The sequence below is a fragment of the Thermoanaerobacterium thermosaccharolyticum DSM 571 genome (genome assembly GCF_000145615.1).
Classification (GTDB): domain Bacteria; phylum Bacillota; class Thermoanaerobacteria; order Thermoanaerobacterales; family Thermoanaerobacteraceae; genus Thermoanaerobacterium; species Thermoanaerobacterium thermosaccharolyticum.
This window is the reverse complement of sequence record NC_014410.1, coordinates 2,266,049-2,280,376: the sequence shown is the minus strand read 5'-3', so window position 1 is coordinate 2,280,376 and position 14,328 is coordinate 2,266,049. Positions and strand designations below refer to the sequence as shown.

Here is a 14,328-nt window from a genome sequence, read left to right as displayed (position 1 = left end):
AAAATCTGGAGTGGTAAATATGTTGAGAGAGGAATTTAAAAGAGCCTTATTTGATAAAAAATTATTATTCGTAGTATTAGTTTCGCTTTTATTATTATTTTTGTCTGCGTATCAATCCATATTAAAACCGGCTGCATTTGCCAATATAAATTCACCAGATATATCAGATAAAAAGTTGTATTATGAAAATGTAATAAGACCTGGACAGAATGCGTATTTAATTTGGAGTCAGAGTTATTATCTTATTAAGACTTTTTTTGTGTTTATGATAATTTTACCTTTTACTTATTCATATATATACGAGAGGAATAAAAAATTTAATTATTTCAGTATATCCAGAATAGGTTTAAAAAAATATCATCATATCAAATTTATTGTGAATGGTATCATGGGTGGAATAGCATTGGTTTTGCCCGAATTAATTTATTATATAATTTTGTTATTGGTTGCAAGAAATGAGATTTTACCAGTATCAATATTGCGTTCAAGAGGCGCACCAGATGGACTATATAGTAGTATATTTTTTAAAGATCCAAATAAATACATATTTATTGTATTTATAATGCATTTTATTTTAGGATTTTCTTTTGCGGGGTTTTCTGCTGGTATTACAAGTTTTTTTAATAAAAAATACATTATTTACACTTTGCCATATATATTTTTTATAATTTATGAAATAGCTATATTTAATATTAATCAAAATTATTCAATGACAAATGCCTACAATTTTTTTTACAATAAAAGCTATGACATATTGCATTTTATCATTCTTAATTTAGGATTATTGGCAATAGGAATAATAACATACTATATAAACTATAAAGTGGTGCTAAAGAATGGATAAACGTATTATAAAAGGTTATGTAAACTTTACATTAAAAAGAGTTGTTAAGCAAAAAAGTATATATATTATTTTTTTATACATGATGATATTTCCGTATTTGGCTATAAAGACAAATGTATTTAGTAGAGAAGATAATTTTTGGAATGGAGTGTTTTACTTATTAGGAAGCCGTTATATATATGGAATTTTCTTCTTGACAACATTTTTATTATTAATTTACAATGTATGTAATGATAGCAATATAACACCATTTGTTCATACAAGATTAGATAATAAAATAAATTGGCTTATATCAAAAAATATATTGATATTTGTTACAAGCATTATCTATTTGGTTTTAATTATTTTCAGCGTTTATATTGGCGTATATCTAAATCTTGGCTATAGCCCCAATTGGAGCAGCAGCGCAATTAATGGTGATGATTTGTACACCTTGTTTGCAAAAAATTTAACACCTTTTAGCAGCATTATTATTTATTATATAAGGTTTAACTTGTCTTTAATTGTGCTGGGCATGTTGGAGATGGCTTTAGCTATAGGATTTACTTCAGTTAATTATGGTTTAAGTTTAGCTATAAGCATAATTATAGTGTTTATAAGTACTGTAGTATTGAATCTAAGAAACATACCCGTTATTAATTTACTCGATATTGGAAATATATATATTTTTTCGTTTAATTCAAATTATAATCTAATAGAGTTTATTGTGGCTAACAACTTTCACCTATTAATTATGATTGTGGCCATACATATTTTGTTAAAATATAATTTAAAGGAGATTGTTTTGAAATAGAAATGAATAAGTTGGGATTGTTAGTTTTCAATTATAACCTAAGATATATATATAAAAAGCTATTTATCTTTGCTTTCTTATCCTTAGCATTATCAATATTTAATGTTGTTTATAATTCCTATTTTCAAAATATAACGATACTTGATTCGGTTGTATTATCTTTTGGTGGCTATAATATAGAAAATATAAACATAATACAGACGATGCTGGCATTTTTTCCTTATATTATGATAGCCATGGTAATAGAAATGTATATGGATAATATGATGGGGAAAAATGCTATATTTACTTTGCCAAGGATAATGAACAATAAATTATTTTATACATCGAATATTATTTCGATGTTAATAGTCATAGTGATGTTTTTTTTCATATATGATGTGGTTTTATACGGAATATCAAGTTTAATATTTAGTGGCACATGGATAAGCAATGTATTTTATGATTATACAAAATACAACAAAAATTTGTACTCTATATATAGGATATTGTTTAATATGTATTTTGCACAAATTATAGGTACATTTACTATTTCTATGGTGCAATTATATATTACAAGAATTACAAGAAAACTTTATATAGGATTTGTTGTTGTCTTCGTTATTTACATATTAAATTTTTCGCTGCCGAAATTGAATTTTTACTTAGGCGAGCATATTTTAATAACAAAATTGAATGTTCTTTCTAACAATTATAACCATTTGCCATTATATTTATTTTTCGCTTTTAATATTATATTTAGTATTTTGTTTATCCTTTTGACAATCAAAAATAAAGAAACAATTATCGATATTGATTAAGGAGTTGATAAAATGGATGAAATAGTTATAAAAGTTTCAAATCTGAGCAAAAGATTCAAAGATAAAGTTATATTCGAGAATGTAAATTTTGAATTGACAAAAGGGAAAATTTACGGATTTACAGGCTATAATGGATGTGGTAAATCGGTCCTTTTTAAGATTCTGTCTGGTCTAATGTTACCTACTGACGGCGATGTCTTTATACACAATAAAAAATTAGGAAAAGATATAGATTTTCCGCCTGATTTAGGAGTTATTATAGAAAGTCCGGGATTTTTAGATGACTATTCCGGATATTATAATTTGAAATATTTAGCATCAATAAGGAATATTATAGGTGAAAAAGAGATAAAAGATGTATTAAAATTAGTTGGTTTAGAAAATGATAGCAATAAGAAAGTAAAGAAATATTCACTTGGAATGAGACAGAGGCTGGCAATAGCGCAAGCAATAATGGAAAATCCAAAAATTTTAATATTGGATGAACCATTTAATGGTCTGGATAAAAATGGTGTTATCAATATAAGAAATTTGCTTTTTAATCTCAAGAAAAATGGTACAACAATATTAATTGCAAGTCATATAAGTGAAGACATTAGATTACTATGTGATGAAGTATTTGAATTTGATAATAGTACATTAGTCAAAGTTTTATAAATTCTGATTTTGAACACATTATTTTCATTATTCATATTGGGGTGTAATTTTTAAAAAAGAAGCTATTGAGAAAGTTTTTTCGGAGGTGGATGTGAATGTCAATAGAAATTTGAGCCACATGCTAATGAATTTTTGAACCACTTTTGCTATTGAAAAAGTGATCCATGTGCTAATGAATTTTTGAGCCATTACTAAAGGACTTTTCCCATGGTTGATACGTGTTCTTTTAAAAATAATTACTAAAATCGGTATTTGCAAAGTGACCATCTGAGCGGATAATAATCTACTCTATTTGCGAATTATCACGCCTGAAAGATTCTCCATTCATATTTAATACATGTGAACGGAAGGTTAGACGATCTACTAATGCTGCAACCATAGTAGTATTCTCAAACATTTCTGTCCATCTTGAAAATTCAAGGTTCGTAGATACTATTACACTTCCTTTTTCACTACGATCCGAAATTATCCTGAATAATAAATCAGCTTGGTTCCTATTAAAACATAGATATGATAGTTCATCTAGAATTAACAGGTCCACTTTTTCTAGCTGTTTTTCAAGTTTTAGAAGCTTTTTGTACTCTTGTGCTTCTGTAAGTTCTGTTACAAGATTTGCAACGGTATAGAATTTTACGTTATGCCCCTCTTTACAAGCCTTTAGCCCTAAGCCTATTGAAATATGAGTTTTGCCTGTGCCAGTGTTTCCTATCATAATGACATTTTGACGCTTGGATATAAATTCACATGTGGCAAGTTCCCATATAAAGGCTTGTTCGATGTATTTGAGTCTGGTATAATCAAATTCGTCAAGGGTTTTCAGGTAAGGAAATCCCGCTTTGTGTATGCGACGCTTTTGCTGATTTTCTTGCCTGGAAGCTACTTCTTTTTTCATTAATTCTATGAGAAATTCCTCATATCCCATATTGCTATCCATGCGTTTAATAATACTTGTGTATTGTGCAAAAGTAGGCAGTTTCAGCTGTTTGGCATAAAGTTTTATTGTTTCTTTAGCTACATTTATTTCACTCATTGTGCCACCCCGTATTGTCTATCGTATATACTTAAATCAACTTCTTCTACATTTACTGTGTCTATAATTTTTTGTGTACTTTTTTCTGGTATGCTGTGCTTTATTAGATAACTGCGGATTAAATCAACAGTAGGTGTAACACCTGCTGGAATTTGCTTTTTTATCTCTAGAAGCTTGTCTGAACCGTAGTCTACACAAAGTCTCAGAACTTTTACCATGTCTTTTGCTCCACCCGGAAGTGTTTGTCCCCACTCTAATAGTTCTTGTTTGACATGGTCCTTTACGGGCTTCGCATTGAATACAGCTCTGGGTTTTCGTTCTAATAGATCTATGTAATGTTCTAGTTTGTAAGTTGTTTTGTTGGAACCATAGCTTCTGTTATGTTTAGCAATTTCCTGTCCACGATAAAAGATGGTTAATATATTCCCATATGCTTTGATACTGACATTTTTGCCTACATATTTTACTGGTACTGAATAATTGTTTCTATCAAAGCGCACTGTTGAATACTCGTCTACACTGACTGATATGCTTTTGCTCGAATCAAATACATATTTAGGAAGTGAGTATAATAATGATTTGTCTATTTCATACATTTGGCCGACTGTCTGTTCATGGCCGCGTATCTGATGGGAACGGTATTTCAAGCAGTTTGTCATAAGAATTTGGTTTAACTCATCAATATCATTTACTCTTGGGACAGGAACTAAAATATTGCGTCTTACCCAGCCTACCAGATTTTCAACCAGTCCTTTCTCATTTCCTTTACTTGGATTACAGAATTCCATTTTAAATGCGTAATGTGCACTCAATGCTTGATAACGGGCTTGAGGCCTGGCATGAGTCCCGAAACCTTCCTTTACTGCAACTCTTGCATTATCAAAAATTAGTTTGTGGGGTACACCACCAAAATGTTCAAATGCTTTTATATTACCTTCTAAAAATGATTCTTCATTTTGGCGATAAAATGCCATTACAAAAATATCACAACTATAGCAGAGTCGCATACAGAAAAGATTTATAGAAACTTTTTTGTTGTCAAGGTACACAGTAGCTTCACCCCAATCTACTTGTGCTGCTTCTCCAGGGTCGAATTGAAGTAGGATGAATGCTTTTGGCATCTCATCTTTAAGTTGTTGTACAGCCAATCTTACTGTGGATTCTCCACCTTTAAACCCTTTTTCTTCTACTAGACGATGATATATTCTTCTGGCTGTATGTCGTTGTTTTTTTATTCCTTCTGCTTCATCTTCTTTAATGCACTGTCTGATAAAGTCCATAACATCAGGAGTTAAGACATCAGGCTCACGGGAATATTCTTTTCTCTCCCAAGGAACATTGTCACCTTTGCAGTATTTTCTTACAGTATTCCTTGAAATTTTTAATTCCCTTGCTATAGCCCTTTGAGACATTTGATGTACTGTATACATTTCTCTAATCTTTTGGTATAAATTCACGTCGATAATCACACCTTCCAACCTCCTGTAAAATTTATCTTGTATAATAAATTTTACAGGTTTTTTATGAAAAGTGGATCACTTTTTCGTTAGCACAGAGCCACTTTTTGGCTCACTTTTATATTAGCATATACAAGGTGATGAGGATGTTTAGAATTGAAGAATCTGAGGCGTATAAGATGATAATAGAAAAAGGTATTGAAAAAGGTGAAAAAGAGAAAAGCATAAAAATTGCAAAAAAGTTGTTAAAAGAAGGTATGGACATCGACAGAATAGCAGAAATTACAGAATTATCAAAAGAGGAGATAAAAAAATTGATGAATTAAGATAATAAGCAGGCTTAATGCCTGTCTTTTTTTTGTAAAGTTTATTGATGACCGAAAAACGGTCGCGGTTTCGACAATATATTACACAGATTGACAAAGTATGACAGAAAAATTGACCTAATTTAGCACCTTCCCAGATGAGGATAATTGGTTTATAATAACATTAACAGAAATTGGCGCCATTTCCTGCAGATAAAATCGTAGTCAATATGTTTTTGGGTACCGAGAAGCGTAGTGACTACAAAAAAAGGAGATGTAAAGTATGTTAAAAAAACTAGTTTCACTGCTTCTAGTAGCTGTGCTTCTTTCAATTTCAAGTTTTAGCTTTGCTTTTGCTAACGATGTGTCCAAAGACAAAATTACAAACATTAGTAGTTATATGACTTGGATAAAAGAAAATACAAATAAAGAAGAAGCATCTAAATTTGTTGAACAAATCAAATCACTTCCACTAGACAAACAAGAAAAGTTTATTTCATATCTGAATAATGCAGATCTAATGGCTAAAGCGTTGACGGAAAAATTAGAGCCCGGAGAAACGAAATATTTGGAAAATGGAGACATATCTATAATGTTGAATGAGACTAATCAAAACATTAAATTTAATCCTCTAATTAAATCTAACCTAGCAATTCAATATAGAAGAGCAACTTATACAAAATATATTGAAATATTCGGTATTGCTATACTTGAAAATGTTGTTTGGGTAGATTATTCACACGATGGAAACAGTATTCTTGGAATTCAAGGATGTGATGCAGTCACAACACGCAATTTTATTCCAGTATTGAGTCTTTCGTGGAGCGGCTTGCACAGTTGGGGGATAGGTGGAACTAGAGCTTATGCGAGTGCAGATATAACATTTAGTGTCTTGTATCAAGGGTCAGTTACATTAGGTGCTAGCGAAATAGGAGTATGGGGCGATATAAATAATCGAGCAGATGGTTGGATAAAAAAATTATAGACATTATTGTTTATTCTTAAGGTTGTTATCATCTTCATCTTTTAATATTAGTAAAATTTAATCAATCAATATTTTATTGATGATTACGATTTTACTAATATTTGTATTATAAGCATTTTTGCAAAATAATGATATTATAAAGTGAAAGGAGATGATGCTAAATGAGAAAATATAAAAAATTTATTTCATATGTACTTTTGGCATTGGCCATAATTTTACTTGCAATTATAGTTATATTTACTATAATAGTAATATTTGATATGATAATTGTGAAAATATATACAGGTCAATGAAAATGATAAAGACAAAATAAGTTGTATATTGTGAAATGTATATTCATCATTCATATTGATGCTGCAACACATTACTATGATGAGAATTGGATCACGCAACAAGCCGAGTATAACTATCATATGGGGGATAGAATAACTGAAGAATATGGCTGGAGGTGATTTTATAAAAATTAAGCGCATAATAATCTTATGTTTAATAGCAGTAGTTGTATTGAGTCTTTTTGTATATTATGATTACTACAGCTATAAGAAAAGTCATTTTCAGGTTTATCTGTATCAAACAAACGATGCACCTAATTTGAATTATACGACGAAAAGCAAACATTTTAAAATCAATACAACGATTGAGATTGGGAAAAAGCTACAAATATCAAATAATAATTCTACGATCACAAAAAATTTAAAAGATATGCAAGATTCAAATAAATATACTTCATTACGTTATTCTATAAAGATAGAAAATATAAGTGATAAGGTATTAAAAAATGTTAAAATAATAGCTTTTTTAGATAAAAGCCTTGAACCTTATATATTTTCGGGATTGTTATATTTTGGAACACCAATTCAACAGAAAATAGATTTAAATTATCCGAATTATAAGATGAAAGATAATATTATATATGTTGGTGCTTCATCTTGGCTACCCAATCTCTCTCAAATAGATGCAGATGAAAGGCAGAAAATATTAGATTCAATCAAAAAGCCTATAAAATTGATAATAAAATGGGACGGCGGGAAAGAAGACTTATTACTACAAAATTTTGATATAAAAATGTATTGATGGCTCTTAATAGGGCTATTTTTTTATACTTAAAAATTTTTTTAAAAACTGTAACAAATTCCTGCGAAATTTGTTTCATATTATGGAGAGGTAATTCGGCGAGAAAAGTTTTGGGGGTGGTACGATTATGAATAATATTAATGAGGAATTGATTATGTCGATTGGAGAATCAAAACTTTCAGGTGTTGACCCAAATAAAAATAGTTTTAATAAAATACTTGATAAAAGAGAGTTGAATAGGCGAAAAGAAGATTATAAAAGCATAATTTACATACTTGACATCATTTTCAATTCTAAAGGTGTATTTGCCAATCTCTTAAAACAAGGATATTTTTTTGTACTGTGTGATAAAGAGGGATATGTAATAAAGCTGATATACGACCAAAAACTAAAGGACTATTTTAGTAGATTGCATTTTGTAGAAGGTGTCAGCCTAAGGGTTGAAGATTGCGGCACAAATGCAATAAATATTGCAATGAAGACAAAAAGGCAAATAGAGATATGTGGAACAGAACATTATTGTCATCTATTTAAAAATTGGTACTGCACTGCAACACCAATTGTAGATTATCATGAAAAAGAAATAATTGCATATCTCGATATGTCAGTGATGAACATTGATTGTTTAAAACAAGACAGCGTGATACTTTGGAAGATTGCAGATTATATTGAAAAATGTCTGTGGCTTATGCATGAAAAAGATGATTTGTTGAGTTCAAAGCTTGATTATATTGACAGATTGATATTATCTAAAATGGCATGCAAATATGAAAGAAAAATTGTGTTGAAAGAAATAGGGATTTCAGAGAGGACATTGCGTAGACACATAGAGAAACTTTATGAACTATTTAACGTAAATAACGATTTGGGGATTGTGATGAAAGCAATAAATAATAGAATAATAGATACTTATGGGAACTTATTATAAAATTTATCTATGACCGAAAGACGATCGCGGTTTCGACAATATATTACACAAAGTGACAAAGCGCAATAAAAAATCGTTGCTTTAGGGTAAAATATTTTTAGATGGTCGATTATTTATATATTATTGGCTGTTTGAATATATAATGAAGCATCATACAAGCAGCTGCTAACTTATACTTTTTTTCATAGTTAATTGAGTTAGTGTCATTCATAAAGTTTTCGATATCTTGTTTTTCTAATCCTGCATAAAGTGATATAGTTTCATATTTGAGGTCGAATATTTGTACTAGTACATCAATAACTCCTTTTATTCTTTCATCTTTATCAATTTCCATTCCATCTGACAGAAGAAAGATTAAATCGGTAAAAAAGAAGCTTTTTAAATTATCTGATAGGTTGTCTATTTGTCTTTTCCCATCTATATAATCTGAAAGCCAATTAATATCAATACCTGTTACTTTACTTAAAGTGTTTAATGTGATTTTGTATTTGTCAATTACGTCCAGTAATTTTTTTCTAATTCCTTCACTATCATATTTTGCAATTTTCATGTACCGCTTTCCTTTCTTTATTTTAATTTAATAAGATTTTACAATATAAATTGCATAATAGCAAGAAGACTTATTGTTGCAAAATTTTGATATAAAAATGTTAGAGCAATAATCTGTATTTTTAATATTCGTATGATATAATAAATGTAAGATGAAGAGAAACGGAAGGAAGAAATATGAGCCAGAAATACGATATAACTATGAAAAATATTTTTTCAGATATGGCTGATGACATAATGAGCTATTTTTTGGGACTACAATACACGAAAATCGATGAACTTAATATAGAATTTGCAAGAGTAGAACGCAGAGACAGCGATATGATATTTAAATGCACAACAGACAAAGGAAATGTGGCTGTGCACATAGAATTTCAATCGGAAAATGACGAAAAAATGCCTTACAGGATGCTAAGATATTCCCTGGAGATAATGGAAAAGCATAGTCTCTTACCATATCAGATAGTAATTTATATAGGAAAAGACAATATGAAAATGAAAAATAGCTTAAGCTATGACTTTGGAGAACAAAACACATTAGACTATAAATACAGGATAATAAATGTTGGTGACATAAAATATACTGATGTTTTAAAGACAGACTATTATGACTTGTATTCGCTTCTTCCGCTGATGGATCAAAATAGAAGGAAAGAAGAAGGAGAAAAATATTTGGAAAGATGTGTTGAGGCTATAAAAGATATTCCATTAGACATAAACAAGAAGAAAGACATAGCATTTAAGGCTGAATTATTGTCAGGTATAATTTTTAAAAGAGAAGTTATTGAGAAAGTTTTTTCGGAGGTGATGAGGATGTTTAGGATTGAAGAATCAGAAACATACAAAATGATAATAGAAAAAGGCATTGAGAAAGGAATTGAAAAAGGTATTGAAAAAGGAATTGAAAAAGGTATTGAAAAAGGCGAAAAAGAGAAAAGCATAAAAATTGCAAAAAAGTTGTTAAAAGAAGGTATGGACATCGACAGAATAGCAGAGATTACAGAATTATCAAAAGAGGAGATAAAAAATTGATAAATTAGGATAATAAGCAGGCTAAATGCCTGCCTTTTTTTATAAAGTTAATTTATGACCGAAAAACGGTCACAGTTTCGACAATATATTACAAGGATTGACAAAGTATGACAGAAAAATTGACCTAATTTAGCACCTTCCCAGATGAGGATAATTGGTTTATAATAACATTAACAGAAATTGGCGCCATTTTCTGCAGATAAAATCGTAGTTAATATGCTTTTTGGTACCGAGAAGCATATTGACTACAAAAAGGAGATGTAAAGTATGTTAAAAAAACTAGTTTCACTGCTTCTAATTGTTGTGCTTTTTACAATTTCAAGTTTTAGTTCTGCTTTTGCGGTTCCTACCAGCAATATGTTACCAAAGATTTCATCAATTGATGCAGAGCAAAAGAGTGCTATTGAGTATGACAGATTTCTTAAAGATGTCAATAACTTTAAAAAATTTATTCAAGCTCAAAGATCAAAGCAAGGTTCGCTGTCAGATGATGTATCATTATTTAACAGCTACTACATTCGCTATATGATGTGAGGTGATGATAATGAATTTACATACGCAATTATACTTAGGAGATTTAGGCAATCGCATGGTCTACATATATGAACTATTTCTTATTAATATAGCTGTATTGATGATTGTTTGGCTTGGTTTTTCAGTTTATAAATGGAGACGATCTGGAAATAGAAATCTCATAAAATGGTGGGGGATAACAGTTGGCATTCTTTTTACTTTGGGATTGTGCATACTGATTTTTTCGAAAATATTTTCTGGGCCTCAATATTTTGTTGCTTCCCAAACTGGCATCTACATTCCAAGATCAGTTAATGTGCTGGAGAATAACTATACAGGTGATAGGGACCAAGAGCTACATTATATCGTTATGAAGTTCAATAAGTCCCAAATGGATGATTTCATAAAAGCTGCTGAGGGAAAAGGATGGAAGTTTGGCACAGTGATACCGTACTCATTAGCAAAATCACTGCCACAATCTAATTTAACGCTTGTGGTAAAATACCCATTTCCAAAAGTAAAAGAGAATGGATACTATTATTTATATACAAATACTAAGCAAAAAGGTTCGACTTCTTTTAGAACTAACTATATGACTAATGAGCTGTTTTTCTTGGATACTAAATCAGGAGTATTGTACTTTTACTATGATAGTTTCGAGATTACATCGGATTTGCGTTTTGAAGCTCATTAAAACAGTATGCTTTTGATACTACACGCTTCATTTGATAAGTAGCCCTTTGGGCTATTTTTTTATACATAAAAATTTTTTTTAAAGAAACTGTAACAAAACGAGAAGAAATTTGTCTATATATGTGGAGAGGAATGAAATATAGTTTGCTTTATTAAAATTGGAGGCAGAGTTAGGATGAAAAGATACAGGGAGTTTATCTTGCAGGCATTTATTTTGATTTCAATTATTTTAGCGGTATTCATCATGTTTGTGATATTGGATATTACAGTAGTAAAAATTTATACAGGATGAGATGATAGATTCATGACAAATTAGTGCAAATAAAGGTTAAAAATTTACGTTGACGCAATTTTGTAATAAAGATATAATATAGTTAAACTAAATATAGTCTTAAGGTCCGAAAGGTTAATAGGGAAAGCGGTGAGAAGCCGCTGCAGCCCCCGCTACTGTAAGCGATGATGAGGCTCAAAATACCACTGGTGAAACCGGGAAGGTTGAGCTAAAGATGAATCGCAAGCCAGGAGACCTGCCTTAAGATGTGAAAAACACCTTCGGAGGGGAGGTTGGTAATGTGGTACATATTTGCTTTGAAAAATATGGGGCATACCTTCTCGGTATGCCTTAATTTATTGTAGCGACAAATTGTGCTGATTAGAATACAGTTGTAAAAAATAGTTTTGGGGGAATAAATTGAGAGATGTAAATGCACTAAGGAGATGATCTAAGTGAAAAAGTGGATTAAAAATATTGTAGTTTTTATCATGATAGCAGTGCTTTCATTAAGTCTTGTCTCATGCTCTCAAAAAACTCAAGAAAAAACAGCAACAAATGAAAATACGACGAAAACTGAAGTTAAAGTCACATTTCCATTAAAGATTACTGATTTCATGGGTAGACAAGTAACGATAAAAAAAGAGCCTAAAAGAATCGTGTCGTTATCCCCATCTACAACAGAATTAATTTATGCAATAGGTGCAGGCAAGGATGTTGTCGGCGTTACCAATTACGATAATTATCCCCCAGAGGTAAAAAGCGTTGCAAAAGTTGGAGGATATGAAGGGCCTAATATTGAAGCTATATTGGCACAAAAGCCTGATATAGTTTTTGCGTCAAATCTTTCTGGAAAAGATCAAATGGAGACCCTCCAGAAATCAGGTATACCGGTCGTTGTACTAGAAGCTCAAAACATAAACCAGATATATGACTCAATAAAGATATTAGGCGAAATCATAGGTAATGTAGAAAAGGGTAATGAGATCATAAATAAGATGAAAGATAAGATCAAAGAAATCAATTATAAAGTCAAAGATTTACCGAAAGTAAATGTGTTTTATGTTGTTGATACAAATGGAAACTGGACGGCTGGCAAAGGCACGTTTATTGATGAGCTTATTACATTGGCTGGAGGAAATAATGTAGCAAGTGATGCAAACGGATGGGCACAGTACAGCATGGAAAAATTGATGCAGAAGAATCCTGACGTGATAATTACATCACAACATGCCACAAATGCTAATAACATTAAAAATATGCCGGGTTATAAGGATACAAAGGCAGCAAAGGATGGCAAAATATTTATAATCTCCAACGATGACATTGTCACTAAGCCATCAAACAGAATCGTCTTAGGATTAGAAGAAATTGCAAAAGATTTGCACCCGGAGGCATTTAAATAAATTGAAAATCAAGAGAAACATATATTTCTTTATATCATTTTTAATTTTGATTGCGTCACTGGTGTTTTCTGCATCAGTGGGTGCAGTTAGGATACCATTAAAAGGCATTATTGAAATCATTTTTGGCAGTGGTAGCGAGACAAACAGTATGATATTGTTTAAGCTTAGATTTCCAAGGATAATTGAGACTGCCGTTGTAGGAATGGGACTTTCTGTCACAGGTACGTTTTTTCAAGGGTTATTAAGAAATCCAATGGCAGATCCTTATGTTTTGGGTATATCATCAGGTGCTGCTTTTGGCGCATCGATTGCAATTGTATTAGGATTAGGACTTTTTGGACTTCAATTTATGGCATTTGCATCAGCGCTTGTAACGATTTACGTGGTTTATATGCTATCTAAAAAAGGCCCAAACGTATCTATGCAGACGATGCTTCTTGCGGGGATTGCCATAAGCGCTTTTATGTCTTCCATTATTTCTCTCATGATGCTTTTAAATCATAATGAGATGTCCCAGATAGTTTTTTGGACCATGGGTGGATTTAACTTGATCACCTGGAGTCAGGTTTTTTATACAATGCCAATAATAATTATAGGATGTATTGCTTTATACACATTTTCGAGAGATTTGAATGTTATTATGACAGGAGAAGAGATAGCTGAACACCTAGGGGTTGATACAGAAAGAGTAAAAAAAATCATATTGATTGTAGGTTCTATGATAACGGCATCTTCTGTTTCAGTAGGAGGAATCATCGGCTTTGTAGGGCTTATAGTGCCACACATATCAAGGCTAATTATAGGATCTGATAACAGGACTTTAGTGCCTTTTAGTGGCATATTAGGTGCTTCATTTTTAGTGCTTGCTGACACATTAGCCAGGATAGCAATGGCACCGGTAGAGATACCGGTTGGAATCATAACGGCAGCTTTTGGAGGGCCCTTCTTTCTCTACCTTCTTATAAAAAATAAAAATAGAGAGGTAAAATAG

General features: G+C 31.0%; 16 protein-coding genes, 1 pseudogene and 1 riboswitch. Of the genes and pseudogenes, 14 read left to right on the top strand and 3 right to left on the bottom strand.

Going from position 1 to position 14,328, the window contains the following annotated elements:
- Nucleotides 1-19 precede the first annotated feature (19 nt).
- The 4 genes from TTHE_RS11385 to TTHE_RS11370 are packed head-to-tail and all read left to right on the top strand — an operon-like array spanning nucleotide 20 to nucleotide 3,094.
- Nucleotides 20-844, top strand: a complete 825-nt coding sequence (locus tag TTHE_RS11385) for a hypothetical protein (RefSeq protein ID WP_013298719.1) — start codon at nucleotides 20-22, stop codon at nucleotides 842-844.
- The gene (locus TTHE_RS11380; RefSeq protein ID WP_013298718.1) at nucleotides 837-1,637 is read left to right on the top strand and encodes a hypothetical protein; all 801 of its coding nucleotides are present in this window, start codon (nucleotides 837-839) and stop codon (nucleotides 1,635-1,637) included. Before TTHE_RS11385 ends, TTHE_RS11380 begins: the two co-directional genes overlap by 8 nt.
- 17 nt (nucleotides 1,638-1,654) lie before the next feature.
- The gene (locus TTHE_RS11375; protein ID WP_231292650.1) at nucleotides 1,655-2,437 is read left to right on the top strand and encodes a hypothetical protein; all 783 of its coding nucleotides are present in this window, start codon (nucleotides 1,655-1,657) and stop codon (nucleotides 2,435-2,437) included.
- Between the two features lie 12 nt (nucleotides 2,438-2,449).
- Nucleotides 2,450-3,094, top strand: a complete 645-nt coding sequence (locus TTHE_RS11370; protein ID WP_013298716.1) for an ABC transporter ATP-binding protein — start codon at nucleotides 2,450-2,452, stop codon at nucleotides 3,092-3,094.
- 283 nt (nucleotides 3,095-3,377) lie between these two features.
- On the opposite strand, the gene istB is transcribed toward TTHE_RS11370, so the two are convergent.
- Complete coding sequence (istB, locus tag TTHE_RS11365; RefSeq protein ID WP_013298715.1) at nucleotides 3,378-4,124, bottom strand: IS21-like element helper ATPase IstB; 747 nt, start codon at nucleotides 4,122-4,124, stop codon at nucleotides 3,378-3,380.
- Nucleotides 4,121-5,593, bottom strand: a complete 1,473-nt coding sequence (gene istA / locus TTHE_RS11360) for an IS21 family transposase (protein ID WP_013298514.1) — start codon at nucleotides 5,591-5,593, stop codon at nucleotides 4,121-4,123. Before istA ends, istB begins: the two co-directional genes overlap by 4 nt.
- A 122-nt stretch (nucleotides 5,594-5,715) precedes the next feature.
- Between istA and TTHE_RS11355 the strand changes: the two are divergent.
- The 5 genes and pseudogenes from TTHE_RS11355 to TTHE_RS11340 form a co-directional block, all read left to right on the top strand.
- Nucleotides 5,716-5,907: pseudogene (locus tag TTHE_RS11355) on the top strand (hypothetical protein); the annotation flags it as partial.
- 262 nt (nucleotides 5,908-6,169) lie between these two features.
- A complete protein-coding gene (locus tag TTHE_RS11350; protein WP_013298713.1) occupies nucleotides 6,170-6,871 on the top strand; it encodes a hypothetical protein in 702 nt (233 codons plus the stop codon).
- Between the two features lie 161 nt (nucleotides 6,872-7,032).
- Nucleotides 7,033-7,164: a hypothetical protein gene (locus TTHE_RS14855; RefSeq protein WP_013298712.1), complete on the top strand. Its 132-nt coding sequence runs from the start codon at nucleotides 7,033-7,035 to the stop codon at nucleotides 7,162-7,164.
- 145 nt (nucleotides 7,165-7,309) lie between these two features.
- On the top strand, nucleotides 7,310-7,945 hold the full coding sequence (locus tag TTHE_RS11345; RefSeq protein WP_013298711.1) for a hypothetical protein: 636 nt from the start codon (nucleotides 7,310-7,312) through the stop codon (nucleotides 7,943-7,945).
- A gap of 127 nt (nucleotides 7,946-8,072) precedes the next feature.
- Nucleotides 8,073-8,873 (top strand): sigma-54-dependent transcriptional regulator family protein, encoded by an 801-nt coding sequence (locus TTHE_RS11340; protein WP_013298710.1) that lies wholly within the window; start codon nucleotides 8,073-8,075, stop codon nucleotides 8,871-8,873.
- Nucleotides 8,874-8,982: 109 nt separating this feature from the next.
- On the opposite strand, the gene TTHE_RS11335 is transcribed toward TTHE_RS11340, so the two are convergent.
- Nucleotides 8,983-9,423, bottom strand: coding sequence for an HTH domain-containing protein (locus tag TTHE_RS11335; protein ID WP_013298709.1), 441 nt, complete (start codon nucleotides 9,421-9,423; stop codon nucleotides 8,983-8,985).
- A gap of 176 nt (nucleotides 9,424-9,599) precedes the next feature.
- Between TTHE_RS11335 and TTHE_RS11330 the strand changes: the two genes are divergently transcribed.
- The 5 genes from TTHE_RS11330 to TTHE_RS11310 all read left to right on the top strand — a co-directional run bounded on the left by TTHE_RS11330 (nucleotide 9,600) and on the right by TTHE_RS11310 (nucleotide 14,328).
- Nucleotides 9,600-10,454, top strand: a complete 855-nt coding sequence (locus TTHE_RS11330) for an Rpn family recombination-promoting nuclease/putative transposase (RefSeq protein WP_013298708.1) — start codon at nucleotides 9,600-9,602, stop codon at nucleotides 10,452-10,454.
- 267 nt (nucleotides 10,455-10,721) lie between these two features.
- Nucleotides 10,722-10,988, top strand: coding sequence for a hypothetical protein (locus tag TTHE_RS11325; protein WP_013298707.1), 267 nt, complete (start codon nucleotides 10,722-10,724; stop codon nucleotides 10,986-10,988).
- 10 nt (nucleotides 10,989-10,998) lie between these two features.
- Entirely contained in the window at nucleotides 10,999-11,661 is a 663-nt protein-coding gene (locus TTHE_RS11320) for a hypothetical protein (protein WP_013298706.1), read from the top strand.
- Between the two features lie 376 nt (nucleotides 11,662-12,037).
- Nucleotides 12,038-12,209: riboswitch (cobalamin riboswitch) on the top strand.
- A gap of 213 nt (nucleotides 12,210-12,422) precedes the next feature.
- A complete protein-coding gene (locus tag TTHE_RS11315) occupies nucleotides 12,423-13,337 on the top strand; it encodes an ABC transporter substrate-binding protein (protein ID WP_196793682.1) in 915 nt (304 codons plus the stop codon).
- A 1-nt stretch (nucleotide 13,338) separates the two neighbouring features.
- A complete protein-coding gene (locus tag TTHE_RS11310) occupies nucleotides 13,339-14,328 on the top strand; it encodes a FecCD family ABC transporter permease (protein WP_013298703.1) in 990 nt (329 codons plus the stop codon).